This window comes from Streptomyces plumbidurans (genome assembly GCF_019857225.1).
In the GTDB taxonomy this organism is placed as follows: domain Bacteria; phylum Actinomycetota; class Actinomycetes; order Streptomycetales; family Streptomycetaceae; genus Streptomyces; species Streptomyces plumbidurans.
This window is the reverse complement of record NZ_JAFJSY010000038.1, coordinates 1-23,663: the sequence shown is the minus strand read 5'-3', so window position 1 is coordinate 23,663 and position 23,663 is coordinate 1. Positions and strand designations below refer to the sequence as shown.

At 70.2% G+C, this 23,663-nt stretch carries 29 protein-coding genes; 14 read left to right on the top strand and 15 right to left on the bottom strand.

The genetic code is table 11. The features are described from left to right. The first annotated feature begins 585 nt into the window (after positions 1-585). Together JYK17_RS23660 and JYK17_RS23655 are read left to right on the top strand one after the other, a co-directional pair. Positions 586-801 (top strand): type II toxin-antitoxin system VapB family antitoxin, encoded by a 216-nt coding sequence (locus JYK17_RS23660; RefSeq protein ID WP_020113663.1) that lies wholly within the window; start codon positions 586-588, stop codon positions 799-801. Continuing rightward, complete coding sequence (locus JYK17_RS23655) at positions 798-1,220, top strand: PIN domain nuclease (RefSeq protein ID WP_108010652.1); 423 nt, start codon at positions 798-800, stop codon at positions 1,218-1,220. Before JYK17_RS23660 ends, JYK17_RS23655 begins: the two co-directional genes overlap by 4 nt. A gap of 427 nt (positions 1,221-1,647) precedes the next feature. Here JYK17_RS23655 and JYK17_RS23650 read toward each other — a convergent pair whose 3' ends face one another. Together JYK17_RS23650 and JYK17_RS23645 are read right to left on the bottom strand one after the other, a co-directional pair. Then, complete coding sequence (locus tag JYK17_RS23650; protein WP_108010650.1) at positions 1,648-2,091, bottom strand: PIN domain-containing protein; 444 nt, start codon at positions 2,089-2,091, stop codon at positions 1,648-1,650. Then, on the bottom strand, positions 2,088-2,354 hold the full coding sequence (locus JYK17_RS23645) for a ribbon-helix-helix domain-containing protein (RefSeq protein WP_108010649.1): 267 nt from the start codon (positions 2,352-2,354) through the stop codon (positions 2,088-2,090). The genes JYK17_RS23650 and JYK17_RS23645 overlap by 4 nt, the downstream gene beginning before the upstream one ends. Positions 2,355-2,810: 456 nt before the next feature. Between JYK17_RS23645 and JYK17_RS23640 the strand changes: the two genes are divergently transcribed. Together JYK17_RS23640 and JYK17_RS23635 are read left to right on the top strand one after the other, a co-directional pair. Then, positions 2,811-4,361 (top strand): TerD family protein, encoded by a 1,551-nt coding sequence (locus JYK17_RS23640; RefSeq protein ID WP_261996070.1) that lies wholly within the window; start codon positions 2,811-2,813, stop codon positions 4,359-4,361. A gap of 110 nt (positions 4,362-4,471) precedes the next feature. Next, on the top strand, positions 4,472-4,912 hold the full coding sequence (locus tag JYK17_RS23635) for a hypothetical protein (protein WP_108011105.1): 441 nt from the start codon (positions 4,472-4,474) through the stop codon (positions 4,910-4,912). 33 nt (positions 4,913-4,945) lie between these two features. Here the strand turns inward: JYK17_RS23635 and JYK17_RS23630 are convergent, their stop codons facing one another. Continuing rightward, positions 4,946-5,431, bottom strand: a complete 486-nt coding sequence (locus tag JYK17_RS23630; RefSeq protein ID WP_222811136.1) for a hypothetical protein — start codon at positions 5,429-5,431, stop codon at positions 4,946-4,948. A 532-nt stretch (positions 5,432-5,963) separates the two neighbouring features. Here JYK17_RS23630 and JYK17_RS23625 point away from each other — a divergent pair. Further along, positions 5,964-6,599 (top strand): hypothetical protein, encoded by a 636-nt coding sequence (locus JYK17_RS23625; RefSeq protein ID WP_234548006.1) that lies wholly within the window; start codon positions 5,964-5,966, stop codon positions 6,597-6,599. Next, entirely contained in the window at positions 6,578-7,084 is a 507-nt protein-coding gene (locus JYK17_RS40650; RefSeq protein WP_241662344.1) for a DUF6023 family protein, read from the top strand. The genes JYK17_RS23625 and JYK17_RS40650 overlap by 22 nt, the downstream gene beginning before the upstream one ends. Positions 7,085-7,140: 56 nt before the next feature. Here the strand turns inward: JYK17_RS40650 and JYK17_RS23615 are convergent, their stop codons facing one another. Then, entirely contained in the window at positions 7,141-7,653 is a 513-nt protein-coding gene (locus tag JYK17_RS23615) for a GNAT family N-acetyltransferase (protein ID WP_128802454.1), read from the bottom strand. Between the two features lie 426 nt (positions 7,654-8,079). Between JYK17_RS23615 and JYK17_RS23610 the strand changes: the two genes are divergently transcribed. Further along, positions 8,080-8,493: a DUF5994 family protein gene (locus JYK17_RS23610; protein WP_222811135.1), complete on the top strand. Its 414-nt coding sequence runs from the start codon at positions 8,080-8,082 to the stop codon at positions 8,491-8,493. An 81-nt stretch (positions 8,494-8,574) separates the two neighbouring features. After that, positions 8,575-9,039 (top strand): DUF5994 family protein, encoded by a 465-nt coding sequence (locus JYK17_RS23605; protein ID WP_108010642.1) that lies wholly within the window; start codon positions 8,575-8,577, stop codon positions 9,037-9,039. 17 nt (positions 9,040-9,056) lie between these two features. Here JYK17_RS23605 and JYK17_RS23600 read toward each other — a convergent pair whose 3' ends face one another. From JYK17_RS23600 to JYK17_RS23580, 5 genes are all read right to left on the bottom strand, one after another. Then, positions 9,057-9,599, bottom strand: coding sequence for a hypothetical protein (locus JYK17_RS23600; RefSeq protein ID WP_108010640.1), 543 nt, complete (start codon positions 9,597-9,599; stop codon positions 9,057-9,059). A 340-nt stretch (positions 9,600-9,939) separates the two neighbouring features. Further along, entirely contained in the window at positions 9,940-10,770 is an 831-nt protein-coding gene (locus JYK17_RS23595) for an alpha/beta fold hydrolase (protein ID WP_108010638.1), read from the bottom strand. Positions 10,771-10,929: 159 nt separating this feature from the next. Beyond that, complete coding sequence (locus JYK17_RS23590) at positions 10,930-12,189, bottom strand: NAD(P)/FAD-dependent oxidoreductase (protein WP_128804476.1); 1,260 nt, start codon at positions 12,187-12,189, stop codon at positions 10,930-10,932. Between the two features lie 163 nt (positions 12,190-12,352). After that, positions 12,353-13,297 (bottom strand): RNA polymerase sigma-70 factor, encoded by a 945-nt coding sequence (locus tag JYK17_RS23585; protein ID WP_128802451.1) that lies wholly within the window; start codon positions 13,295-13,297, stop codon positions 12,353-12,355. Between the two features lie 10 nt (positions 13,298-13,307). Next, entirely contained in the window at positions 13,308-13,907 is a 600-nt protein-coding gene (locus JYK17_RS23580; RefSeq protein ID WP_222811147.1) for an LmrA/YxaF family transcription factor, read from the bottom strand. A gap of 252 nt (positions 13,908-14,159) precedes the next feature. Here JYK17_RS23580 and JYK17_RS23575 point away from each other — a divergent pair, with 252 nt between their 5' ends. Then, a complete protein-coding gene (locus JYK17_RS23575; protein WP_128802450.1) occupies positions 14,160-15,155 on the top strand; it encodes an NAD(P)-dependent oxidoreductase in 996 nt (331 codons plus the stop codon). On the opposite strand, the gene JYK17_RS23570 is transcribed toward JYK17_RS23575, so the two are convergent. Both JYK17_RS23570 and JYK17_RS23565 read right to left on the bottom strand, forming a co-directional pair. Further along, entirely contained in the window at positions 15,059-15,883 is an 825-nt protein-coding gene (locus JYK17_RS23570; RefSeq protein ID WP_108011095.1) for an inositol monophosphatase family protein, read from the bottom strand. The genes JYK17_RS23575 and JYK17_RS23570 overlap by 97 nt on opposite strands. Positions 15,884-16,025: 142 nt before the next feature. Next, on the bottom strand, positions 16,026-16,571 hold the full coding sequence (locus JYK17_RS23565; RefSeq protein ID WP_108010632.1) for a MarR family winged helix-turn-helix transcriptional regulator: 546 nt from the start codon (positions 16,569-16,571) through the stop codon (positions 16,026-16,028). A gap of 143 nt (positions 16,572-16,714) precedes the next feature. On the opposite strand from JYK17_RS23565, the gene JYK17_RS23560 reads away from it, so the two are divergent. The 5 genes from JYK17_RS23560 to JYK17_RS41415 all read left to right on the top strand — a co-directional run bounded on the left by JYK17_RS23560 (position 16,715) and on the right by JYK17_RS41415 (position 20,948). Continuing rightward, positions 16,715-16,963, top strand: a complete 249-nt coding sequence (locus tag JYK17_RS23560) for a hypothetical protein (RefSeq protein ID WP_108010630.1) — start codon at positions 16,715-16,717, stop codon at positions 16,961-16,963. Between the two features lie 291 nt (positions 16,964-17,254). Continuing rightward, complete coding sequence (locus JYK17_RS23555) at positions 17,255-19,270, top strand: chloride channel protein (protein ID WP_108010628.1); 2,016 nt, start codon at positions 17,255-17,257, stop codon at positions 19,268-19,270. A 426-nt stretch (positions 19,271-19,696) separates the two neighbouring features. Then, on the top strand, positions 19,697-20,212 hold the full coding sequence (gene narJ / locus JYK17_RS23550; protein ID WP_128802448.1) for a nitrate reductase molybdenum cofactor assembly chaperone: 516 nt from the start codon (positions 19,697-19,699) through the stop codon (positions 20,210-20,212). Continuing rightward, on the top strand, positions 20,209-20,598 hold the full coding sequence (locus JYK17_RS41245) for a respiratory nitrate reductase subunit gamma (protein WP_504739977.1): 390 nt from the start codon (positions 20,209-20,211) through the stop codon (positions 20,596-20,598). The genes narJ and JYK17_RS41245 overlap by 4 nt, the downstream gene beginning before the upstream one ends. Then, a complete protein-coding gene (locus JYK17_RS41415) occupies positions 20,490-20,948 on the top strand; it encodes a respiratory nitrate reductase subunit gamma (protein WP_504739978.1) in 459 nt (152 codons plus the stop codon). The genes JYK17_RS41245 and JYK17_RS41415 overlap by 109 nt, the downstream gene beginning before the upstream one ends. Here JYK17_RS41415 and JYK17_RS23540 read toward each other — a convergent pair. The 4 genes from JYK17_RS23540 to JYK17_RS23525 all read right to left on the bottom strand — a co-directional run. After that, positions 20,833-21,243 (bottom strand): VOC family protein, encoded by a 411-nt coding sequence (locus tag JYK17_RS23540; RefSeq protein ID WP_128802447.1) that lies wholly within the window; start codon positions 21,241-21,243, stop codon positions 20,833-20,835. The genes JYK17_RS41415 and JYK17_RS23540 overlap by 116 nt on opposite strands. A gap of 57 nt (positions 21,244-21,300) precedes the next feature. After that, positions 21,301-21,675, bottom strand: a complete 375-nt coding sequence (locus JYK17_RS23535) for a DUF952 domain-containing protein (RefSeq protein ID WP_108010626.1) — start codon at positions 21,673-21,675, stop codon at positions 21,301-21,303. A gap of 29 nt (positions 21,676-21,704) precedes the next feature. Continuing rightward, entirely contained in the window at positions 21,705-22,790 is a 1,086-nt protein-coding gene (locus tag JYK17_RS23530) for a sugar ABC transporter substrate-binding protein (protein ID WP_108010624.1), read from the bottom strand. A 308-nt stretch (positions 22,791-23,098) separates the two neighbouring features. After that, positions 23,099-23,663, bottom strand: a 565-nt coding sequence (locus JYK17_RS23525; RefSeq protein ID WP_222811134.1) for a YsnF/AvaK domain-containing protein, incomplete at its 5' end; no start/stop codon positions are given.

Genomic DNA, 23,663 nt, shown 5'->3' with positions numbered 1-23,663 from the left:
CCAACTGCTGGCGATGCACCGGACGGACGTGCCAGATGCGTGCCAGGTCTCGCGGAGAACCACGGGGAACAATGGGGAACGCGGCCGGTATCCGCCTCGCGCCCGTTCCAGATCCGCCGCAGGTCAGCCCCTGAAGCCGTCCGGAGAGAACCCAAGCTTGCCAAGCTGAAAAAAGCGCGAGTTCGATTCTCGTCACCTCACCCGCTCCACGACGAACCCCCAGGTCATCGGCCCGGGGGTTGTTTGTTGTCGAGACCGGTGAGCAGGGTGCGCACCACATCCGCACCATAGGGACGCGATTACGTTCCCGTGGGCTCCTCCTTGTGGTGCTTCGCGCGCTCGGCGCGGACCAGGTCATCCAGCCCGGAGGCCACCTTTCGTTGTCGCTCCTCGCGGTGAGCCCAGTGACCGTTCAGGCCGGTTCGCCGATCAGTCGATCACTGACCTGCACGACAGTTCCTCAGCCCGGTCATCGAAAATTTCGTCCGCGCGACCTCTGGCCGACCACCCTGCTCTGATAGACCAACCTGACACGCACCATCTAGGATATAAAGAGTGGCGTAAATGATATCAATGGAGGTGCCAATGAGCCGAACCGTGATCGACCTCGACGACCAGCTGGTCGCTGACGTGGCCAAGGCCCTCGGTACCAGCACCAAGAAGGAGACGGTGAACACCGCCCTGCGCGAGGTGCTGGAGAACCGGCGGCGAGCCCTGGCGCTCACCCGCCTGCGGGCGTCGGCGGAAGAGGGTGCCTTCGACCTCGATCTCTTCGAGGACAAGGGAAACTACCGCCGGTGAACGCCGCGCAGTACCTGATCGACACCAGCGCGCTCGCTCGTATGCTGCGCGGCGACGCCGAGCAGTACGGATGGGACCAGGCGGCCGCCGCCGGGCTCATCGCCACCTGCCCCATCACCGAGCTTGAGTTCTTTTGCAGTGCGCGTTCCGCCGCCGACCGTGCTCAAGGCATCGATGACATGCGCCTGCTCTTCGGCGGGGTGCCGGTCGACGACCGCGCCTACGACCGCGCCTGGCGGGTCCAGGAGGTCCTCACTCAGCGCGGGCAGCACCGGAGTGCCGGAGCCGTCGATCTCGTGGTGGCTGCCACGGCCGAGTTGCAGGGACTGACGCTGCTGCACCGTGACCGGGACTTCGAATGCATCGCCGCCGTCACCGGCCAGGCACTCCAGTGGTACGGCCCTGAAGCCGGCAAGTGAGGCAGGTGCAGGCGGGACGCTTCGCCGGATGGCCCTGCACTCGCGAAACGCTCCCCGAGCTGGACATGCGAGCCGGCCCGGCCAAGAGCAGAGCCCCTTCACTCTGGTTCACTCTGGCGCTCGGCCCGCCGCGCGTCAAAGCCGTGCCCACAGCGTGCCCGTAAGAGCGGACCACCACGGTCAACAGCGGTGCGAACCAGTTCTCGCGAGGCGACCGCTCCACCACATCAGCGCAGGTCAACGATCACATGGCCTTCCCGAGCGCCGTCGCTTCCCAAGCTGAGAGCGCGAGTTCGATTCTCCTCACCCGCTCTTCATGACGCCCCAGGTCAACCGCCTGGGGCTCATCTCGTTGCCCGCGCACGGTTCTTCCGGATGGCGTTCAAGTACGCAGCGAGCGCGGGCACTTGACCGCTTAGGGCCCGCGTCAGAGCGGGAGGGCGTCGGGGAGTACCCGGAACGCTTTGTGGCGGCCCAATGGGCGTACGGCCCGGAAGTCTCGTCGGTCGAGGGTGAGGATCACGTCCGTGTCGTAGTCGGCGGCAAGCGCCACGTTCACCGCGTCGGCGAGGTCGAGGTCCAGACCGCGGTAGCGGACACGGACGGACTGGGCGGCGCCAAGGTGGTCCTCGGTGATCTCCGGTACGACGACACGACCCCGGCTCATCCAGCGCCGCAGGTCGTCGACCGCGCTGAGGGCCGCCTCCCTGCCGAGTTCGCGCGTCGCCACGTGATCCAGTTCGGCCAGCAGGAGCGGGGACATGACCAGCAGGCCAGCCGCCGTGATCGCCTCGTTGGCCGCCCGGTGTTCCGGATGAGCCGAGTCCAGGGCTGCCAGCAGGCCGGACGTATCGGCGATGACAATGATCACGCGGCGGGTCCGGAAGCCGAGCCGGTCTCACGCCGGACGGCCTCGGCGACCGTGTCGCGGACCTCCGATGTGGACAGCGTGCGCCCCGGCCCCTCGAAGGTGCGTGAGAACAGCGGCTCGTCCCAGACACGGTTCGCCATGGCTGCAAGGTGGATGCCCTGGCGGATGATCTCGGCCTCGCTTATGCCCCGGCGCTTGGCGGCCTCCTTGATGATGGCCAGATCCTCGGGGTCTGCGTAGACGTTGGTGCGCTTCATGGACATGTACCAAGGGTAGTCCATGTACCAGTTTGATGTATGCGCTGCGCTTTCTCACGCCCCTTTGCGAGGACCGGCCGCGCCGGCCTCACGGGCTCCGTCCGGGTGCCAGACTGTTGCTGGGGAGAGGGGTATCTCATGGGGTTCGGCTTCCGTGTCGGTGTGCCTGGGATGAGTGTGAGGGTCTCCACTCGTGGAGTGCGCACCTCGATCGGGCCGCGTGCCGCGAGGCTCAGCGTGGGCAGTGGCGGGGCCAGGATGTCGACCGGACTCGGCCCCTTCTACGCGTCGAGTTCCCTTGGCGGCGATCGACGGCGCACCAGCACGCGGCGTACGACACGCTCTCGTACGGTCGCACCCTCGGCCGCGCAACTGGACCGGGCGCGTCGTCAGGCGGAGCGGGCCCAGCAGGAGGCGGAGCGCGATGCCGCCATCGCTCAGTTGCGTGAGCTGAGGCGGCAGATGACCAGCGTTCACCTTGAATCCTTCCCCGCGGCGCAGCCGCCCGTCATGCCGGACGCTCCCCAACTGAGCCTGTCCTGGGCGCTCGCCGAAGCCCGGACGTTCCACCTTCAGGGCGTGGGGCGGCTGGCCCGCGCGGAGAAGGCTGCGGCCAAGCAACGGGCGGAACAGGAAGCGCCCGCCTACCTGGCCGCCGAGACAGCGCGACTGCGAGAGATCCGCCATCAGTTGACGGACGAGGCCGAACACTGGTGGCAAGCCCTGCTCGCCAATGACGAGGACACCGTGTGCGAAGCGGTGAACACCGCCTTCTCGGACAATCCGGCCGCCGGCTGTGCCGTAGGCGTGGACGGCTCGGTCCTGTCCGTCGTCGTGCGACAACAGGACCTCGACTCCATGCCGGATCAGACGCCCGGGCTCACGCCCAGCGGACGTCCCACGCTGAAGAACCTCACCAAACGGGACCGCGTCCTGTGGTGGCTGACGTCCATGGGCTCGAACATCGTCGCCACGCTGAAGGAGGGCTTCGCCACCGCACCCGGCATCACGGCCATCGACCTGGCCGTACTGACTCGCCTGCCCGACACCCAGCGCCTCGGCTTCGTGGCCTACGGCCGCTGGACGCGCCAGGCGATCGAGTCCACGCCCTGGCGGGAACCCGCGGACGCCCTGCGCTTCCAGGACATCGGACAGGACGTCGCCTGCTCCGTCACCACCACCGCATCGGGCAACCTGTCCAGCGCGATCAAGCCGCTGGAAACCAGCCGCGTGCCCGGCCTCCAGGACCTGCTCGACCACGCAGAGGACGAACCCGGCCCCGGCGAACCGTCGCTCGCCGACATCGACGTCACCCTGGGCTCCCATACCCCGCCCGACGACCGCGCCCCGCTCACCGATCCCTACCGGATCAAGTCGTTCGCCGAGTGGAAGCAGGAGACGGCGACAGGACCGGCTCCTGTACCTCCTGTACCTCCCGTATCTCCTGTACCTCCCGCACCGCCGGCACCCCCTGCTGCCTCGCTCATCCCTGGCCAGACCCTTGTCCTGCCCGAGGAAGCCTGGCAGGGGCTGCGCGTCGCCTTCAGCTTCGCCGGCGCGGACGCGGACCTCACCCTCTTCCTGACCGATGACGACGGCCGGGTGGCGGGCGACGAGGACTTCGTCTTCTACAACCAGCCCTTCGCTGCGGACGGTGCCGCACGGCTTCTGGGCAAGCACCAGGAGGGCCCCTACTCCGTCGAACGCGCCACCCTCCACCTGGCCGCCCTGCCCGAACGAGTGCGCCGCGTCGCCATTGCCATCAACATGGACGTCGACACGGGTTTGAACTGCGGCGCTCTCACTTACGCCGCCTTGCACCTGGACTGCGTGAACGGGGCCGCATGGGCTTTCCAGCCCTCCCCGAACCCGGACATCCGAGCGATGGTCGTCGCCGAGCTGTATCAACACACCGTCGACGGCCGACCCGCATGGAAACTACGAGCCCTCGGCCAGGGATGGGCGGACGGCCTCGACGGCCTCGCCCGGGCCTATGGGGTCGACATCCAATGACAGGCGGAGGCTGCCGCGCAAGGGCGCGCGAATACGTTCCCGTGGACTCCTCCTTGTGGTGCTCAGCGCGCTCGGTGAGACCAGGTCATCCCATACCTAGGATGGGCGGCATGCGATGGGGGACGCAGCCGCGCTGGGCGCGGTGGGTGGCGGCGATATACGTCATCGGGTTCGTGGAAGGAACCGGGGCGCACGCCTACGACGTGATCAGGGGAGGGCTGCACGCGTACCGCTACTGGCCCTTGCCGAGCCAACTGCTCTTCCATGCCCTGCTTGTGCTTGACCTGCTTGTCGCTGTGTGGGTCGCCCTCGCGCACCCGACGGGGCCGCCCCTTGGGGCAACCATCATGGTGGCTGATCTGGCTGCAAACTGGTGGGCGAACTGGAATGGCGTCCTGAACGACCCAGTCGACTACGTAAAGCTGGTCGGACTGACGCCGATCACGCTCTTCGGAATCTTCGTCTTGGCGACGGCGCTCCCACTGCACAGGACGTTCCGCCAGGGGTTGTCGCATCAAGGCCTGTCCTCAGAAGCGCTCCATCGCCAGTAGCGATGGCCCTCGAGCTGGCCGGCAGCCGGACTCTCACAGCTCGGTCATGCCTTCACGCATGCGCCGAGGAAGCCCCTGCCAGTCCTCCAACGCCCCCTGCATCAGTCGCTTCAGGCGTTCCTTGCCTTCGGCCTTGAGTATCTCTCGCAGGCAGGCACAATCGGCCAGGTCCCGGTTGCCGACGATGCAGATGTAGATGCCCGCAATCTGTAAGCCCCGTGCAGCTGCCGAGAGTTTCGCATCAACTGGCAGCGGGATCCTCCGGGCCAGCTCTTCAGCAAAGACACGCTCGATCCTAGGGCGCCCCAGGAAACCGAAGACGCCGCCTGCTGCGCGGCCAACGGCCTCATGTAATCGCTCCTTGCCTTTCAGGATGCTACGCGCCAACTGGGCGAGGTCATCACAGCCTCTCCGGCGGTGCCGCTTTACGAGCGTTTTCCACGTCTCCTCCGAGACGTAGGCGGACGCGCGCTCAGCGATGACCGCAGTGCCACCGTTCTCGATGACGTCCAGGCACAACCGTGCGGCCTCCTCCGCTCTCTGACGCTCTCTGGTGGGCTGTGCTGGGGGCTGGGTGCGTCGTTGGGGCTGGCCGGGAGCTCTGAGCGCGGTCGGCTGTCGCGGCACTCGACGCGGGGGTTGCGCACGCTTCGCAGGTTGTTTGCGGGGCGTGGGAACGCGCCCCGCCGGCCGACCGCGATGGAGGTGGCATCGCATGTCTGGGCCGGTCACTCGGTTCTTGCACAACGTCCCGTCGTCGGTCTGCGCACGGCACCGATACACCATGCCGGAAGCATGAGGACATGCCCAGATGCCGGACAAGTATGCCTATTTGGCCAACAGGCGCTTCACTGTCGAAGTCCGGTCAGGGAGTGCGGGGTTCGCCGAGCAGGGAGCGCCGTGACGGCGAGGGCGGGCGCGAGCGCTGAGGTTGGCGATCTTTCCTCAAGTTGTCCTCAGGAAATAGATCATTTGATTGTCGCGTGCATGACCTGCACATACTGTCCAAGTGCTCGATCGCCACGGGGGCGGTCCACCTGAAAGGTGTCACATGGGCATCGGTTCACGGCGCGCTTCGACCGGCGCTGCCACTACTGCACTGCTTCTCTGCTTCGCTGCTGCGGGCACGGCTGCCGCCGAAGACGTACCGACCGACGACACGACCGTATCTGCAGACCAGACGACGGAAATCAACAACAGACAGGGCTGGGAGGATGAGACGGACCAGCCGGTTGTCGAGATGAGGCCGCGTCGGTGTGACGGCCCGTCGACCTGGTACGAATTCAAATCGAAGAAGGCGACGTTCGTACCTTCCTGGTGGAATGGCACTTCGTTCAAGGACGGACCAGGCGGGACCATGACGGTGTCCGTGCTCAAGAGCGGCACAATCTCGGCCGAAGTCTCAGGCAGCGGCGAGTATTCGGCCGGGGCGATCCTGGCGAAGGCCAAGGCCACGATTTCCGTCAAGGTCGCCGGCAGCGTGTCCATCACCACTGGTCACACCTACAGCCAGAACATCCCTAGGAACAAGTACGGTCACATGCAGTACGGCTCCTGGGGCTACAAGGCAAGCTGGAAGAGATACCGAACCACGGGCAACGGTTGCGGGGCCATTGAGATCGGCCACGGCACAACTACGCTGCCCACGAAAGAAGTGGGCTGGAAGTGGTGGGTGACCTCCTCATGACCTACGTGAATCCGAGGGTCTGCCTCGCCGGGTGTGCGTTGGCGGCATCGGTGCTTCTGCTCACGTCCTGTAGCTCGGACGACGGGAAGGACAAGGCCGGAGCCTCGTCACCGTCATCTGCATCCAGCACCTCGGCAACAGCAACGAGCCCGTCCGAGAAGGAAGTTGCGGAGCAGGCCCAGGCGGCCCTTGCTGCCGTACAGAGTGGCAAGTTCTTCGCTTCCGGCACGGAACGGGTGACCGACGGGGTCCACACCGAGACGATCCTGAGCAAAGGCAAGAGCTACAAGCTCAACCTGGTGTGTATCGGCACGGGTAGCGCGCAGTTGTCGTTCACGCCGGCGAGTACCGCCTCGAAGGCCAACGTCCCGTGCGACCAGTCGCTGGTCCAGCAGCGGATCACAGGGCACGGGTCGGTCCGCATCAACGTCGACGGCGCCAAGGGTGCCACTGGCGTGATCGCCTGGCAGGTCGACGCCGTCTGATTCACGCCTGCAGGAAGCGCCCCATGGCATCGCCGCCGAGGGCGCTTTTTCGTGTGTCAAAAAGGCAACGTCACCCGCAGCCGGACATAGTCACGACCCAGCGGTCCCAGGCGGCGGGAGCCGTCCGGGCGCCAGTCGTGTTTGGCGTAGAAGGCTTGCGCTCGGGTGTTGGCCTCCCAGCACTCGAGCACTCCGTCGGTGATGCCGTCCGCGTGCAGTTGTCGCACGAACGCCTCGTGCAGCAGCCTGCCGATGCCGTGTCCCCAGCCGTTCGGTTCGACTCCGATCTGCTGCAGCTCCCGCACCGACGTGGCGTCGATGTCGTCGAACTTCGGCGGGCCGGTCATGAGGAACCCGATGACACGGTTCTCGGGTGTGGCGGCCACCTGTACGCGGCCTTCGGTGACCGCCCGCTGCCAGTAGGCGCTGATCTGTTGCGGTCCGGCAAGCTCCTTCGCCGGCAGGCCGCCCGCCGTGTAGTACGCCGTGCGTGTGCGGGTGTGGAGCACAGACAGGGCCGCGGCCTCCTCCACACGGGCCGTACGGATGCTGATCCGCGTATCAGTCATGCGAGCGAAGACGCCCCGGTCCGTGGTCCAGTTCCGACCGCGGTGGAGGCAGGTATGACGGTCCGTCACCGCTTTCTTGCTGTATGCGCGGTATGGTGAAAGAACCGAGGGCCCTTCGTATGCCGGTGATCGGGCCGGTTTCGCTCCCGGGGTGTGACGACACCGGGGTGGATCGATGCCCGGGACAGGTGCCGCGTCATGACAGGTTTGGCTGTCCGTCCTCGACGCCCTCGACGCCCTCGGCCTCCTCGGCGTCCTCGACGCTCTCGATCCGGACGCGGCACGGGCTGACGTTTGCCGCAGGGCGGTGAGTACGGCTTTTTCGCCGGTACTCGCCCGTACTCGCCCGTACTCGCCGGTACATCCCCGCTGCTGAGCAGGCGGCCACCGCACTCAGCCTTCGCGATCACCAACCCCAGGACAGACATGATCATCACCGGCCCTCCCGCACCGCCCGCCCACCCCCTTCTCCGGCTGCGCCTTGCGCCCCACAGCGCCCTGCCCCAGCGCCTGGACGGCGTGTGGTGGCCGCATTCCTACGATCTTCTGGCGGAGCTGCCCTCGTTGCTGGCGGCGCTGCCGCGGGCCTGGGGGCATATCGCCAGTGTCACGGTGAACTCGGCGGCGTGGGTCGCCGCGCCGGGGCGGATGTTCGTGTGCAACCAGGTCGTACGGCTGCGTAGGGCCGTCGCGCCGCATGCGCCGGACACCGTCGTACTGCTCGCCCCCGGACACGGCCGCTGGGACCTGCTGGTCGTGCCGCCCGACACCACTGCGGAGGAGGCCGGGCCGCTCATGACCGCCGCCGTAGGCGATCGCGCCCGAGGGCGGCAGGAGTAGCGTGAACGGTACGGGAGCCAGGACGCGGACCCCTTTCCTTCCGGCCCCCGCTCGGCCTCCGTGAAAAGGCAGGTGAGCGCGATGCCGGACACTCCCAGCCCGCATGCCGACGGGCTCCTGGCGGAGGGCGTGCACGCGTCGGCCCGTCCCGGGACGGCTCTTCTGCGGCTCACCACCACCCAGGACCGCCAGGGCATACTCGACGGCGCGTGGTGGCCTCGTACGAGGCATCTCGCGACCGAACTACCCGGGCTGATCAGCGCGTTGACCGAGCGCCTCGGGCCGGTGACCCGAATCGGCCTGGACTCCGGGGCGTGGGACGAGATGCCGACGCGGGTGACCGTCGACGAGCACGTCGTGCACATCGACGGCTTCTCCGTGGGCGACGACACCGCGCTCGTGACCCGGGGGGACCAGGACTACTTCTCCCTGCTCGTCGTACCGCCGGACACGCCTGTCGACGCGGCGCGGGCCGCGATGGCAGAAGCGGTCAGCACCGGTAATCCCAAGCAGGCCGTGCAGATTCTCATCGACACCAGCACCTGATCGCGCAGTCCCCCTCCTCAGCGGAGCACCAGGAGGCGGCGGGGAGCGAAGCGGGACGCACCGCCGTCCTCGGCCGGCGGACAGTGCCAGCCCCAGGCCAGCAGGGCGCTGTAGGTGTCCACGTCACGGCGGTCGACCAGGGTGACGCCGGTTGCGCCGATGTGGTCTGCCAGCAGCCGCTTCTGCAGGCGCCGGGCGAGGTTCCACTCGCGGGTCAGGTTCTGGGTGCGCACCCGGCGCTCCACGAGTACGTCGCCGATCGCGAAGAGCTTGCCCGAGACGGCAGCGTGGAACAGGGTCTCCGGGAGACAGCCGTCGAGGTCCGGCCACCAGGGGTCGTTGAGGCGCACGGGGAAGCCGTAGGCGCATGCCGTGAGGACAGGGGTGCCCGTGGGCCGGACGGCCTCCGCGACGAGCAGCTCGAATCCCGGCCGCCGCATATGGCCCGCGAGGCGTCGCCGGAAAGCTGCGGCCCCGGACCGGTCCAACGCGTCCCGGTACTCCGGCTCGTCCGGCCCGCTCGTCGACGTGTGCGCGTACAGCTCGCCCAGTTCCTCCATCCGGTCGTCGATCTGACGCCGGGTCAGGGGCCGTACGAGCTCGCCCCTGTCTGGTGACGGCCCCTGCCTGGTCCGCGGCGGGCACGGTGTCCCGGGCGGTGTCCTGCGAGGCGTCTTGGGAAGCGTCCTGGGACGGGCGGTCGCCGGGCGGGGCGGCATGTGCGCTGTCATGAGGCGGCCCCTGCCCCGGGTCCGGACGGGGTCCGGCCCGGCGTCGTCGTTCGCCGAGAACGGCACTCGGCACATGCACCGGCACACGAGAAGCCCTCGGTACCTTCGAGGCTACGCCCGCCTCCGCCGAGGCAGGCGCAGCCTCGCGGTCGGGAGGCCCGACGGGCCCTCAGGACTGCAAGAACGCAAGAATGTCCGGGTTCAGGATCTCCGGATGCGTCGCCAGCATGCCGTGCGGCAGGCCCTCGTACGACTTGAGGGTGCCGTTCTTGAGGTGTTGGGCTGTCAGTGGGGCCGAGTCGTCGTAGGGGACGATCTGGTCGTCGGTGCCGTGGGCGACCAGGACGGGGACGTCGATCTGCTGGAGGTCCTCGGTGAAGTCGGTCTCGGAGAAGGCCTTGATGCATTCGTAGTGGGCGTTGGCCGCGCCCATCATGCCCTGGCGCCACCAGTTGTCGATCAGCCCCTGGGAGACCTGCGCGCCGGGGCGGTTGAAGCCGTAGAACGGGCCCGAGGGTACCTCGATGTAGAACTGCGCGCGGTTGGCGGCGAGGGCCTCGCGGAAGCCGTCGAAGGTCTCGATGGGCAGGCCGCCCGGGTTGGTGTCCGACTTGACCATGACCGGCGGTACGGCGCCCACGAGCACCGCCTTCGCGACCCGGCCGGGCTTGGCGCGGGCGACGTAGCGGGCGACCTCTCCGCCGCCCGTGGAGTGGCCGATGTGGACGGCGTCGTGGAGGTCCAGCGCGTCCGTGAGCGCCATGACGTCGGCGCTGTAGGTGTCCATGTCGTGGCCGGTGGGGCTCTGGTCGGAGCGTCCGTGTCCCCGGCGGTCGTGGGCGATGACGCGGTAGCCGTGCGCGAGGAAGAACAACATCTGGTTGTCCCAGTCGTCGGCGCTCAGTGGCCATCCGTGGTGGAAGACGATCGGCCGGCCGTCCCGTGGACCCCAGTCCTTGTAGAAGATGGTGGTGCCGTCGTCGGTGGTGACAGTGCCCATCGCTGATTCTCCGCTCGTACGGGTCGTTCGGGCGTGCCCCGGCGACGCGGAGTCCGGGGGCACGCGGAACCGACCATTTCGGTGAGAATGCGGTCAGGAAGTACCGCGCCCACCCTACGCGCGGACCATGAACGCGACACCTTCAGCCGGTGGTTCTTCTCATGCGGCCGAGGGGGCGGGAGTTGGGGCGGTGGCCGGTGTGATGCGGCGGCGCCGGGCCGGGAGGCCGAGCAACGGGTTGGCGACGGCCCAGGCCGCTCCCTTGCAGACAAGTTCCTTGTAGAGGGCGGCGGTACGACCGGTCAGGGCCGCCCGTACGGAGCGGTCGTCGGCGGTGACGTACTGGATCAGGCCCTCCTTGCGGCCCAGTGAGATGCACTGGTTGAAGTAGCGCAGCGGCGTCCTCGGGAGCTTTGTGCCGGTCAGGCGGGCCGCGATGCTGTCGGCGGCCTGCCACGCCATGGGCATGCCGCTGGCGCAGGACATACGCAGCGGCTTGTCGCCGGGGCCCATCGCCATGGCGGCGTCGCCGACGGCGTACACGTCCGGGTGCGAGACCGAGCGCATGGTCCCGTCGACGACGATCTGGCCGGTGGCGGCCACCTCCAGGGTCGTGGCGCGCGCGATGGGGTGGGTGGCGAAGCCGGTGGTCCACACCGTGACGGCCGCGGGGATGCGGTCCCCGGCCGCGGTGGTGACATGGTCCGCCGCCACGGCGGTGACGGTCGTGTTCTCGTGCACCGTGAGGCCGAGCCTGCCCGCGACCTCGCGCAGGTGGCGCCGGCCCTTCGGCGACAGCCAGTGGCCCAGGTCGGCGTCTGCTACGAGCGCGACATCGAGGTCGGGTCGGGCCTCGGCGAACTCGGTCGCGGCCTCCACGCCGGTCAGGCCGCCGCCGACCACGAGCACGGACTGCCCGGCCGCCAGCCCGGCGAGGCGCTCGCGCAGCCGGAGCGCTCCGGGGCGGCTCGCGATGTGGTGGGCGTGCTCGGTGGCGCCGGGGACGCCCTGGTCGGTCCAGCCGCTGCCGAGGGCGTAGACGAGGGTGTCGTACTCCAGCGTCGTCTCGGGGACATCTGTGGCACCTGCGGTACCTGTGGCACTTGCGATATCTGTGGCACCTGTGGCATTCGTGCCCTCGGCGGCGTCCAGGACGGTGACCTTTTTGCTGTCCACGTCCACTGCCGTGACCTTCGCCAGTCGCAGTTCCACGCCGGTGTCCGCGAACATCTCGGCCAGGGGCCGGGGCGTGAGGTCCTGACCGGTCGCGAGCTGGTGCATCCGGACGCGTTCGACGAAGTCGGGCTCGGCGTTGACGAGGGTGATGGCGACGTCCTCGCGGGACAGCCGCCTGGCGAGGCGACCGGCGGCGACGGCTCCGGAGTAGCCGGCTCCCAGGACGACGATGCGGTGCGGCATGTTCGGCCCGTGCTGCGTGTGCGGCATTTCCCTGCTCCTGTCTGCATGTTCTTCAGCGGGTTCGCGCCTTGAACCGGGCGGGCCGCCGTTTTCTGACAGGGGTGAGGTGTGATGCGTCTCACAGAGGAACGGAAGAGAGCGGGAGGCGGGGTGGTCGTGGGTCTCAGAAGGCCTGGAAGACGGGGGCGTCGTGGTCGGTGGCCGCCCAGCGCCTGGTCGCGCGTTCGAGCTTGTCGGGGTTGACCTGGTTGCGGGACGCGGCGATGCCCTCGTCGGTGATCTCCAGGCACATGACGCCGACGACCCGGCCGTCGAGGACCGCCACGACGGCGGGGCCGCCGTTGGCGCTCGCGATGTGGATGTCGGGCGAACCGCCGGTCAGGTCGCGCTTGGCCTTGCCCGGTGCGAACAGGCCCCGCAGGAACTTCGCGACCGCGACGGCGCCCTCGACCACCTTGGCGCGGGCCGGGATCTTGCCGCCACCGTCGCCGACCGAGACGGCGTCCTGGGTGAGCAGCCGTACGAGCGGTTCGGTGCGTCCGCTGGTGGCGGCCGCGAGGAACTCCTCGACGATCCGCCGGGCGGCGGCCTCGTCGACCTCGGTACGGGCCCTGCCCTGCGCGACATGCTTCTTGGCCCGGTGGTGGATCTGCTGGGCGGCGGCCTCGGTGATGTCGAGGATCTCGGCGATCTCGCGGTGCGGGTAGGCGAAGGCCTCGCGCAGGACGTAGACCGCACGCTCGTTGGGGGTCAGGCGCTCCAGCAGGACCAGGACCGCGTACGAGACCGACTCGCGCTGTTCGACGGTGTCGGCGGGGCCGAGCATGGGGTCTCCGGCGAGCAGCGGTTCCGGGAGCCACTGCCCGACGTAGGTCTCACGCCGGGCGCGGGCCGAGGTGAGCTGGTTGAGGCACAGATTGGTGAGCACCTTCGTCAGCCATGCCTCGGGGACCTCGATCCGGTCGACATCGGCGGCCTGCCAGCGCAGATACGTCTCCTGCACGGCGTCCTCGGCCTCGCTCGCGGAGCCGAGAAGGCGGTAGGCGATGGCCTCCAGACGGGGCCTGGATGCCTCGAACCGGTCCACCGCGTCCGTCGTCAGCGCCATGGACCGGATCTTAGTCGGCGCCTTTCGCGGGCAGCTCGCCGGCGGGCCCGCGGGATACGGTCACGGCCGCGTCGAGGAGAGGGGCGAGCTCGCGGGCCACGGTCGTCAGGGCTCGTACGTCCTCTTCGGCGCGGGCGATGAGGATGGCTCCCTCCAGGGAGCTGATCATGAGGGTGGCGAGGGGCTCGGTGCGTTCGTGCGGTACGCCCATGCCGGCCAGGGCGCGGGCCACCGGGCCGGTCCAGGCGGTGAAGGCGGCGGCGACGGCCTGGCGGGTGGAGGCGGTGGACTCCGCGCAGTCCACGGTCGCGGCGGCCACCGGGCAGCCGGCGGCGAAGCCGGTCGACTCGTACTCGTCGGTCCACTGGCGGACCATCTCGGCGAACAGTCCGGCGGGGGTCGGCTCGGGGAGGGCGGCGAGGAAGCGGGCGACACGGTTGCCCGCGTACCGGCCCGCCCAGCCCACCGCCTCGTTGACCAGCTGTTCCTTGCCGCCCGGGAAGTAGTGCTGGAGCGAGCCTCGAGGCGCCTGCGCGTGCACCGCGACGTCACGCATGCCGGTGGCGGCGACCCCGCCGCGCCGGATCAGCTGCGCCGCGCTGAAGACCATGCGCTCGCGCGGGCCGCGGTCGGGCGCCTCGTCCGAGGTCTCCGAGGTCTCCGAGGGCTCCGAGGTCTCCGAGGGCGACCCGTCGGACGTCTCTTCCGCTGCCATCTCCCCACCTGCCTTCGCCTCCGGGCGCGGTTTCGAGCAGAGCTCAAGCTCTCCGATGCGCACTCTATGACCGCTGTCATAGCGGCGGCTACTATGACCGCTGTCATAGGCGCTATCGGTGGCGATGTCAGTGAACGGCGGTGCGGCATGTCGTTGGGGTTCATCGGGCTCGGCGTCATGGGGCAACCCATGGCCCTCAATCTCGTGCGCGCCGGGACGCCCCTCGTGGTGTGGAACCGCACTCCGGAGCGGTGCGCACCCCTGCGTGCCGCCGGAGCGGAGGTCGCGGCGGGACCGGCCGAGGTCTTCGAGCGGGCCGGCACCGTGATCCTCATGCTGGCCGACGAGAACGCGGTCGACGCGGTCCTGGGCCGAGGCACCCCAAATTTCGCCGCCCTCGTCGCGGGACGCACCGTCGTGCACATGGGTACGACCGCTCCGGAATACTCCCGCGGCCTCCACGACGCCGTCCGGGGAGCGGGCGGACGGTATGTCGAGGCCCCGGTCTCCGGCTCCCGAGTCCCCGCGGAGCAGGGGGAGTTGGTGGCGATGCTGGCCGGTGACGACGACGCCGTGGCGGCCGTACGGCCCCTGCTCGGCCCGATGTGCCGGGAGACGTTCCGCTGCGGGCCCGTTCCTGACGCGCTGGTGATGAAGCTCGCCGTGAACCTGTTTCTGATCACTCAGGTCACCGGGTTGACCGAGGCGTTCCACTTCGCCGGCCGGCACGGGCTGGACCAGGGGCTGCTCCGGGACGTCCTGGACGCGGGTCCGATGGCGAGCGCCGTTTCCCGCATGAAGGGGCCCAAGCTGCTGACGCGCGACTTCACCGTTCAGGCAGCCGCCGCGGACGTCCTCAAGAACAACCGGCTGATCGCCGAGGCCGCCCGCAGCGCGGGCCTCGCCTCCCCGCTGCTGGACGTCTGCCACGCCCTCTTCGGCGAGACCGTGGCACAGGGGTACGGGCACGAGGACATGGTGGCGGTACTACGCGCGCTGGAGACCCGCACCGAGAGCGCGGCCGACGGCCGACCGGGCCCGGCGGATCAGCGGCCGCCGCGGTCCGTTCCGCGCGGCCTCTGCCAAAGCCCCGCCGCCTCCTCCGCCGCGCCCGGTGCTGCCAAGAGCAACGGCTCGCCGTAGGCCGGAAGTTCGGGCAGGGCCACAGCGCCCGCCTCTGTTGCGATCAGGAGGGCCGGGAGGCCGTCGACGTGGTGGAAGGAGCCGATGGCTGCGGCGGTGGCGCGGCCTGCCGCCACCTGGGCCAGGGAGAGTGCCGTCGAGCCCATGACGCGGACCGTGCAGTGCCGGTCGGCGAGGTCTGTGAGGAGGGTGTCCATGCCGGGCCAGTGCGCGTGTGCCGCCCATTCGGTCATGAAGACATGGCCGGTGAGGGTGGTGTGGTCGGCGGCCCGTACGGGGGAGCCGTTGAGGAAGGCCCCCCTGCCGCGCACCGCCGTGAACGTCTCGCCTCGCCACGGGTCGGCCACCAGTCCCAGCAGCGGGGTTCCGTCGGGGGCGGCGAGTCCCAGGGAGAAGGAGCACCAGCCGATGCCGTGGGCGTAGTTGGTGGTGCCGTCGACCGGGTCGATCACCCAGTGCGGGGCACCCGGGACGCCCTCCGTCCTGCCGTACTCCTCGCCCACGATCCCGTGCCCGGGGAAGGCGTGGCGCAGGGTCTTGCGAACGTGCGCCTCCACGGCCTCGTCCGTGTCGGTGACGATGTCCGCCGGGCCGTCCTTCTCCCGTACGTCGGTCGCGGTGGCCGGGGTACGCGGGCGCCGGATCGCCTCCGACGCCCAGGCCCCCAGACCGATCGCCACCTCCAGCGCCCGGTCCAGATCCAGATCCAGGTCCCCGTCCCCGTCCATGCCTACGCCCACGCCCACGCCCACATCTGCGTTCCGGTCCGCCTCATGCTCCCGCACCGCTCCTCACCGCACCCTTCCGGTCCGTCGTGGCCACACCCGGTGATCGTGTCAGGCGCGGGTGAACGGAGGCGCAAGGCGCGGACTACGGCGCGGGGTTGAGCGGATCGTCGACCACACCGGCCAGGCGGCCCGCCTCGTCGGCCGGGTCGAGGCCGAGGTCGAGGGTGTCGGCGGCCGCGGTCAGGGCCTTGAGTGCGGGGACCAGCGCGGTGCGCTGCTGCGCGGGCAGGTGCTCGACCAGGGCGCGGATCTCCGCCCGCCGGTGCGTGAGCACGGTATCGACCAGTTCCTCGCCCCCCGGGGTCAGCCGCAGCACGACCTCGCGGCGGTTGTCGGGGTTGATGCGGCGGTCGATGAGGGTCAGGGCCTCGAGCCGCTCGACCATGCGCAGGGCCGTGGAGGGGCTGACGCCGAGGGTGGCGGCCATGGCGGCGAGCTTGATCGGGCCGCAGGAGTGCAGGGCGACCAGGGAGCGCAGCTGGGGCAGTGTCAGCGGTACGTCGACCGAGGCGAGGGCGCGGGCGGAGAGGGCGACGATCAGCCGGGACGCGGCCATCACGGCGAGGGTGACGTCCTCCGCCTCGCGGTCCAGCACGGCGTCGTCCGGCACCTGGTCCTGTGGGTTCATGGACTCCTCGTTCTGCCGTTGCACTCTCGACGGCCCGGGTTGCCCCCGTCACCCGGGGTCACCATTGCAGAGTGCAATGATAGATTGGTGGTGACAGACCGGGGCCATGCGGGCGCGAGGCTCCGGCGCCAAAGGTGATGACCATGAAAACCGAACCGATACACGAAGCCTATTCCTTCGCGTGCCTGCGCTGCGGGCACGTCTGGGAGGGAGCGTACGAGATCCGGCATGTCCGCGACGGCGCGGGACGCCTCAGGGTCGAGTACCACCTCAGGGACGGCCTGAAGGTGCCGTCCCCGCTCACGGACAACACCTGCCGGGTGTGCGCGGGGCGCACGATCCGCATCCTGCGTTCCGGCCGGGTCCGCTCGGCCCGCCCCGCGCCCATGTGACGCCCCTGCACAGCTGACCGACCCGCGGCGGACGCGCGACGATGCGCGTCCGTCCCTTGTGCGCGGGTCCCGATCCGCCCCCGGACTCCGCCCCCACGCCCCCAGCCTCCGGATTCCGCTCCCCCCTTCGCGCCCGACCTCACCTCACCCACCCGTGCCGCACGGGCAACGACGCCCGCGCACACCCACCGTCCCCTGTCTCCACCGTCCCCACCGCTCCGGGCACCCGTGCGACCGCCCGGAGCCGGGACGGCGATCCGCCCTGTCCGCCTCCGCACCCTCCGGAGCATCATGTCCTCCCCTGTGTCCGCAAGATCCCGTACGCATGCCCCCGTCCCCGCCGACGTCCCGGCCGACGACCCCGCCGACGCCCTCGCCGCCGACCACCCCCCGGCACCGTCCGCACCGGCCGCGTCAGCCCCGCAGACCCCGCACACCGCGCGCCACGCGCACCCCACATCCCCCACCCGCCATCTGGGCCCCGTAAAAATCCCCCACCTCGGCGACTTCCACGTCCCCCCACGCGTCGTGGTCATCAGCCTGCTCGCCATCCCCATCGGGGCCGTCGCGGCCGTGGTGGCCGCCGGGCTGCTCAAGTTGATCGCGCTGATCACCAACCTGTCCTTCCAGGGGCGCTTCGGGTTCGGCTCGTCCGCGCCCGCCGACACCGCGCACCGCTGGCTGCTGCTAATGATGCCGGTGGTGGGCGGTCTCGTCATCGGTCTCATGGCCCGCTACGGCTCCGAGAAGATCCGCGGGCACGGGATGCCCGAGGCGATCGAGTCGATCCTGGTCGGCGGCAGCCGGGTGCAGCCGCGAGTGGCCGCGCTGAAGCCGGCGTCGGCCGCGATATCCATCGGCACCGGAGGGCCGTTCGGCGCGGAGGGGCCGATCATCATGACCGGCGGTGCCGTCGGCTCCCTGATCGCGCAGTTCCTGCGGGTGACCACCGACGAGCGCAAGGCCCTGCTGGTCGCCGGTTCCGCCGCCGGTATGGCCGCGACCTTCAACGCCCCGCTCGCCTCGATCCTGCTCGCCGTCGAGCTGCTGCTCTTCGAGTGGCGGCCCCGTTCCTATCTCCCGGTGGCCGTGGCCGCCGTGACCGCCACCCTGGTGCGCGGCCCGCTGCTCGGCACCGACCCGCTCTTCGGCGGCGCGCACGTGCCCGCGCACATCGCGTTCTCCGCGTACGGCCTGTGCATCGTGGCCGGCGCCGCGGCCGGACTGCTCGCGCTCGGCGCCACCGCCCTCGTCTACTTCTCCGAGGACCTCTTCTCCCGGCTGCGTATCCACTGGATGTGGTGGCCGGCCATCGGCGGCGCGATCATCGGCGTCGGCGGGCTGGTCGAACCGCGCACGCTCGGCGTCGGCTACGACGTCATCGACGCCCTCCTCACCGGCCACGCCACCGTCGGCCTGATCGTCGGCGTGCTCGTCGTGAAGACCCTCATCTGGGGGCTGTCCCTCGGCTCGGGCACCTCCGGCGGTGTCCTCGCCCCGATGTTCATGGTCGGCGGCGCGCTCGGCGCGGCAGAGGCCCTGGTCTTCCCGCACGTCAGCCCCGGTTTCTGGGCCCTGGTCTCGCTCGCGGGCGTCCTCGGCGGGGTGATGCGCTCCCCGCTCACCGGCATCGTCTTCTGCCTGGAGCTGACCCACGAGATCAACGCCATGATCCCCATGGTGATCACCGCGTCCGCCGCCTATCTGCTGTCGGTGATCCTCCTCAAGCGCTCGGTGCTGACCGAGAAGCTGGCGCGCCGCGGGCTGCATCTGACCCGCGAGTACTCCGTCGACCCGCTCGAGGTGCATCTCGTACGGCAGTTGGAGACCCCCGTCGCCGTCACCTTCCGCGCCGACCAGCCGGCGGGCGAGATCACCGCGCTGCTCCGGGCGGCGCACGACGGCGGCGATGCCGACCGGCTGCTCGCGCAGCGCCTGTACCCCGTGCTCGACGCCGACGGCGGCCTCGCGGGCGTGGTGACCCGCGGCGCGCTGGTGCACGCCGACCCCGCCGATGCCACCCCGCTCGGCGAGCTGGCCTGCGCCCCCGTCGTCGCGCACCCCGACGAGACGCTGCGGGCCCTGGCCAACCGCATGGCCCACCGCGAGGTGACCCGGCTGCTCGTCGTCACCCGGGGCGAGCGCCCTGAAGTGGAGGGCATCATCAGCCTCCGCGACCTGCTGACCGCGCGGCGGATCGACCACCACGAGGAGCACCACGCCGAGCGCATCCTCACCCTGCGCCCCCGCGGCACGATTCGCGTGCCCAGCACAACTATTGCAAAGGGCAAGAAAATCTCCGCATAAAGAAGATCAACTTGCAGTAGTCGCGCGACTCCGGTACGTCACCATGTCCGACGCTGGCAGCAGCAGAATGCCGAGCGTAGGGAGTGGAGACGGTGAGACGGCGCGGAGCCCGGCGACAAGCGGAACGAGCGGCGGCGCTGGCCGCCGCTCAGCTGCTGTACGAGGAGCGGTACGTCATTCCCACCACCTATGCCGCCGGCGGCGGCGCGGGCGGCGCCGATGGGCCGGGCTGCAGCCTGGACCACGACGGCGGTCCCGGAATGTACGGGACGGACGAGGCGATGGCCGCCTTCCACGCCCCGCCGGTGCCCGCGGCCGCGGCCGCCAAGGCGTCGGACGCGCTGCGTGGCCGGGTCAACCTGCTCAACTGGAACGCAGCGGCCGGCCCAGCGGACTGTTGCCCGAACGGAAGGCCGAAGGGCCGCGATGAACCAGCACCGAGCCGTCCATCAGGCGGCTTCCCTGCTCCTGAGCTACCCCGACCAGAGCTGGCCGGCCCGGCGGGACACGGTGTCGGCGTCGATCGGTGCGCTGCCGGGCCCGGGCATCGAAGAGCTGCTGCGGTTCTGCCGCCGTACCGCGGAGATCCCGCTGCTCGACCTCGCGGCGCAGTATGTCGCCACCTTCGACCGCAGCGGCAGGCGCACCCTGCATCTGACCCACTACACCGACGGCGACACCCGTCGCCGGGGCGCCTCGCTCGCCGCGCTCAAGGCCCGCTACCGGCAGTACGGCTGGGAGCCGTGCGACGGCGAACTACCCGACCATCTGCCCGCCGTCCTGGAGTTCGCGGCGCGCTGCCCGTCCGCCGGGCGTGCCGTGCTGCACGAGCACCGCGGCGCCCTCACGCTGCTGGCCGCCGGTCTCGCCGCACACGGCAGCCCCTATCTCGACGTGATCCGCGCGGTGCGGGCCACCCTCGACGAAGGAGTACGGCTGTGACGACGCATCTGCGGATCGCGCTGTGGGGTGTGCTGCCCTATCTGGCGCTGGCCGTCCTGGTCAGCGGCACCGCCTGGCGCTACCGCTACGACCGCTTCGGCTTCACCACCCGCTCCAGCCAGCTGCACGAGTCCCGGCTGCTGAAGGTGGGCGGCCCGCTCTTCCACTACGCGCTGTTCCTCGTCATCGGCGGCCATGTCATGGGCCTGCTGGTGCCCGAGGCGCCACCCGGTACCTGCGGATCAGCGAGGCGCAGTACCACGGCGTCGCCCTGGCCATGGGCGGCACGGCGGGCGTCGCGGCCGTCTGCGGTCTCGCCCTGCTGCTGTACCGGCGGCTGCGGGTGCCCGCCGTGCGCCGGGCGACCAGCCGCAGCGACCGGGTGACGTACCCGATACGGGTTCGTCACCGACGACGCGGTGGCGGTGAGCCTGGCCAGCAGGACGAGGGTCAGCAGCGCCCACGCGCCGCTCGTCTACCAGCTGCACGCCCTGCTCGCCCTGGCCCTGTTCGCCCTGTGGCCCTACACCAGCCTCGTGCACGCCTTCGCCGTGCCGCTGACCTACCCGGCACGCCCCTACGTCGTCTACCGCTCACGCGCCCGCACCACCGACCGGCGCTCACGCACCGCCGCCTGACGCCTCCTCGCGGGCCTCGGGCAGCAGCGGCTCGAACAGCTCGACGGGGTTGCCGGACGGATCGTCCACGATCACCTGCCGGCCGCCGACCCCGGTGACCGGTTCGCTGCGCAGGGGCACGCCCGCCTGCCGCAGCCGGCGGACGTCCGCGTCGAGGTCGGGGACCTGCAGCGAGATCCGGTTCCAGCCGCCGGGCCGGGGCAGCGTGCCGTCGGGCAGCACCGCGCCGCCTCCGGGTCCGCCCCCGGGCCTGCTCAGCGCGAGCCGCAGCTCGTCCCGGACGACCATGGCGAACGCGGGCGCCGGATGCATGAGTTCACGGAAGCCCAGCTGCCCGCAGTAGAAGGCGATGGCGGCGTCGACGTCGTCGACGATGTAGCGAACCGTGACCATGGTGTGCCTCGCAGGGACGGGGACGACATGCGGCTGGGCCCCCTTCCAGCAGCGTAGTCAGCCACCGCCCCGCGCGCTCCCGGCAAGACCCGCCGCCCGGCCCTGGTCGTCCCAGCGCACGACCAGGACGCGCTCGACGGCCTCGCGGTCGAGGGGGCCGAGGACATGGGGGAACAGGGTGCCCTCGGCAACTCCCGGCGGGGGCGCGGGCTCCGCCGCCTCCCAGACGCACGGCGCACCGAGACGGGTCTCGTCGATCAGCAGGGCGAGCAGGGGGCGGGGGGCGTCGCCGTAGAAGGCGTTGACGACGGCGAGCGTGGTCCGCTCGTCGGGGGAGCAGTGGACGAAACCCTCCCGGGCCAGGGAGTCCGGGGCGTAGGGCCGCCCCGGGTCGGCTTCCCACTCCGCGGCGGGGACGACGTGAAGGATCATCCCCCTGTTGTACCGCCGTCGTACCCCCGCTACTGCAGACCGATCGCCGCGCAGTCGTCCGCGTACTTCGCGGTGCAGATGTCCTTGACGGTGTAGACGCCGTCCTTGATGACGGTGGACTTGATGTTGTCCTTGGTGAGCGCGACCACCGGGACCAGATGGGCCGGGATCGACTTCTCGGTGGGGCTGTCGACCGTGTCCTGGGCCAGCGCGTCGAACTCGATGGCCTTGCCCTGCACCTTGGCCACCGCCAGGTCCGCGGCGCCGGTCGCCTCCAGCAGGAACGACTTGTACACGCTCATCCGCTGCTCGCCCGCGACGACCCGCTGGACGGCGGCCAGATCCGCGTCCTGCCCGGTCACCGGCGGCATCTTCTCGACGCCCGCGCTCTTGAGCGCGTCGATGACGGCGCCCGCCATGCCGTCGTTGGCCGAGTAGACCGCGGCGATGTTGCCGATCCCGATGGACCGGATGGCCTTCTTCATGTTGGCCTCGGCTTCCGAGGGCAGCCACTCCTTGGTGTAGTACGACTTGGCGATCACCACCCGGCCCTTCAGCTCGCTGAGGGCGCCGTGCCGGAAGCTGGCCGTGTTGGGGTCGGTGAGCGAGCCGTTCATCATGACGATCTTGCTGCTTTCGGCCTTGTCGCCGAGCGCGTCGACGATCGCGCGGCCCTGCACCTCGCCGACGAGTTCGTTGTCGTGCGAGACGTAGGCGGCGATCGGGCCCTCGGCGAGCCGGTCGTAGGCGATGACGGGGATCCCGGCGTCCTTGGCCTTCTGGACCTGGGGCGCGATGGCCTTGGAGTCCACCGCGTCCACCAGGATCACGTCCACCTTCTCGGAGATCATCTGCGCGAACTGGTGGGCCTGCCGGTCCGCGCTCGACCCGGCGTTGGCGTAACTGACCTTGCCCTTGCCGTGGGTGAGGGAGGCGACGCGCTTCTTGATCAGGGGGTGGTCGAACTTCTCGAAGCGCGCCGTGTCCGTGTCGGGCAGCAGCAGCCCCACCGTGATGTCGTCCCCCTTCTTCGGGCTCGCGGAGCTGTCGCCGCCGCCCACCGCGTCGATGGCGCCGCACGCGGAGAGCAGCAGCGCCGAGGCGGAGGCGATCATGGGTATGCCGAAGCGGCGCAGTCCGGTGCCGGTTCTGCGGGGGGTGCGAACATTCACTTGCTGGTGCCTTCCGGGCGTGGGGGGGGAAGCGGGCCACGGGTGAAGAAAGAGCCAACGGGCCCGTGGAGACCACGTCAAGACATCCGGTTGTCCTTCCTCAGTCCCCCTACGGAATCTCCCCAACCGGCCCAGCCGCCCCGTGCGTCCACCCGCCCCCGGGCACGCGAGACGCCCGGAGCGGAAGCGTCACTCTTCGCGCTCCGGGCGCCTCGCCCAGGGGACAGGGGTGGGGGCCTGCGGGACCGCCGTCAGGTGTCCTGTCGGCCCGGTCGGCGGTGGCCGCTCTCGTCGGTCTCCTCGACCTCGACGCGTTCCTTGCGGACCTGCCCGGTGACGGTCTCCTCCTCGGTGACCTCGTTGGTGGACAGCCGGACCCGTTCCTTGGGCACGGCCCTGGTCTCCACCACGGGCTCCTCCCGGTGGAGGGTGATCTCGATCTCGTCCTCGCCGATGGTTCCACCGGTCAGGTCGCCGACCCGGTCGGTGTCGGTGATCGGCTCGCGCACCACGCGCAGCTCCTCGTGGCGTACGGGGACGGTGTGCTGCTCCTCCTCCGTGACCACGTACTTGCGCAGCCGTGCGTGCCCGCTCTCGTGGCGCTCGGTGCCGACGTGCATCTCCTCCTCGGAGCGCGTCATCGACAGTTCACCGGGGACAGCTCCTCCGCGCATGCCCTTGCCGGTCTGCCGCCCCGTGCCGGCGCCGGCGGCCTTGCCGGTCCCGGCGGCCGTACCGCTCCTGGCGGCCGTACCGGACTTGGCGGCCATCCCGGTGCCGGCGGCCATACCGGTCCCGGCTGCCATGCCGGTTCTC

Coding starts and splice junctions, on each gene's coding strand:
- JYK17_RS23615 (WP_128802454.1), bottom strand. CDS start 7,653: ATGACTGATACGCGGATCAGCATCCGTACGGCCCGTGTGGAGGAGGCC.
- JYK17_RS23555 (WP_108010628.1), top strand. CDS start 17,255: ATGTCCTCCCCTGTGTCCGCAAGATCCCGTACGCATGCCCCCGTCCCC.
- JYK17_RS23570 (WP_108011095.1), bottom strand. CDS start 15,883: ATGGACGGGGACGGGGACCTGGATCTGGATCTGGACCGGGCGCTGGAG.
- JYK17_RS23540 (WP_128802447.1), bottom strand. CDS start 21,243: ATGGTCACGGTTCGCTACATCGTCGACGACGTCGACGCCGCCATCGCC.
- JYK17_RS23645 (WP_108010649.1), bottom strand. CDS start 2,354: ATGTCCATGAAGCGCACCAACGTCTACGCAGACCCCGAGGATCTGGCC.
- JYK17_RS23625 (WP_234548006.1), top strand. CDS start 5,964: ATGGGCATCGGTTCACGGCGCGCTTCGACCGGCGCTGCCACTACTGCA.
- JYK17_RS23635 (WP_108011105.1), top strand. CDS start 4,472: ATGCGATGGGGGACGCAGCCGCGCTGGGCGCGGTGGGTGGCGGCGATA.
- narJ (WP_128802448.1), top strand. CDS start 19,697: ATGAACCAGCACCGAGCCGTCCATCAGGCGGCTTCCCTGCTCCTGAGC.
- JYK17_RS41415 (WP_504739978.1), top strand. CDS start 20,490: ATGGGCGGCACGGCGGGCGTCGCGGCCGTCTGCGGTCTCGCCCTGCTG.
- JYK17_RS23595 (WP_108010638.1), bottom strand. CDS start 10,770: ATGGGCACTGTCACCACCGACGACGGCACCACCATCTTCTACAAGGAC.
- JYK17_RS23660 (WP_020113663.1), top strand. CDS start 586: ATGAGCCGAACCGTGATCGACCTCGACGACCAGCTGGTCGCTGACGTG.
- JYK17_RS23565 (WP_108010632.1), bottom strand. CDS start 16,571: ATGAACCCACAGGACCAGGTGCCGGACGACGCCGTGCTGGACCGCGAG.
- JYK17_RS23610 (WP_222811135.1), top strand. CDS start 8,080: ATGATCATCACCGGCCCTCCCGCACCGCCCGCCCACCCCCTTCTCCGG.
- JYK17_RS23560 (WP_108010630.1), top strand. CDS start 16,715: ATGAAAACCGAACCGATACACGAAGCCTATTCCTTCGCGTGCCTGCGC.
- JYK17_RS23535 (WP_108010626.1), bottom strand. CDS start 21,675: ATGATCCTTCACGTCGTCCCCGCCGCGGAGTGGGAAGCCGACCCGGGG.
- JYK17_RS23580 (WP_222811147.1), bottom strand. CDS start 13,907: ATGGTCTTCAGCGCGGCGCAGCTGATCCGGCGCGGCGGGGTCGCCGCC.
- JYK17_RS23605 (WP_108010642.1), top strand. CDS start 8,575: ATGCCGGACACTCCCAGCCCGCATGCCGACGGGCTCCTGGCGGAGGGC.
- JYK17_RS23640 (WP_261996070.1), top strand. CDS start 2,811: ATGACCAGCGTTCACCTTGAATCCTTCCCCGCGGCGCAGCCGCCCGTC.
- JYK17_RS23600 (WP_108010640.1), bottom strand. CDS start 9,599: ATGGAGGAACTGGGCGAGCTGTACGCGCACACGTCGACGAGCGGGCCG.
- JYK17_RS23575 (WP_128802450.1), top strand. CDS start 14,160: ATGTCGTTGGGGTTCATCGGGCTCGGCGTCATGGGGCAACCCATGGCC.
- JYK17_RS23530 (WP_108010624.1), bottom strand. CDS start 22,790: ATGATCGCCTCCGCCTCGGCGCTGCTGCTCTCCGCGTGCGGCGCCATC.
- JYK17_RS23585 (WP_128802451.1), bottom strand. CDS start 13,297: ATGGCGCTGACGACGGACGCGGTGGACCGGTTCGAGGCATCCAGGCCC.
- JYK17_RS23590 (WP_128804476.1), bottom strand. CDS start 12,189: ATGCCGCACCGCATCGTCGTCCTGGGAGCCGGCTACTCCGGAGCCGTC.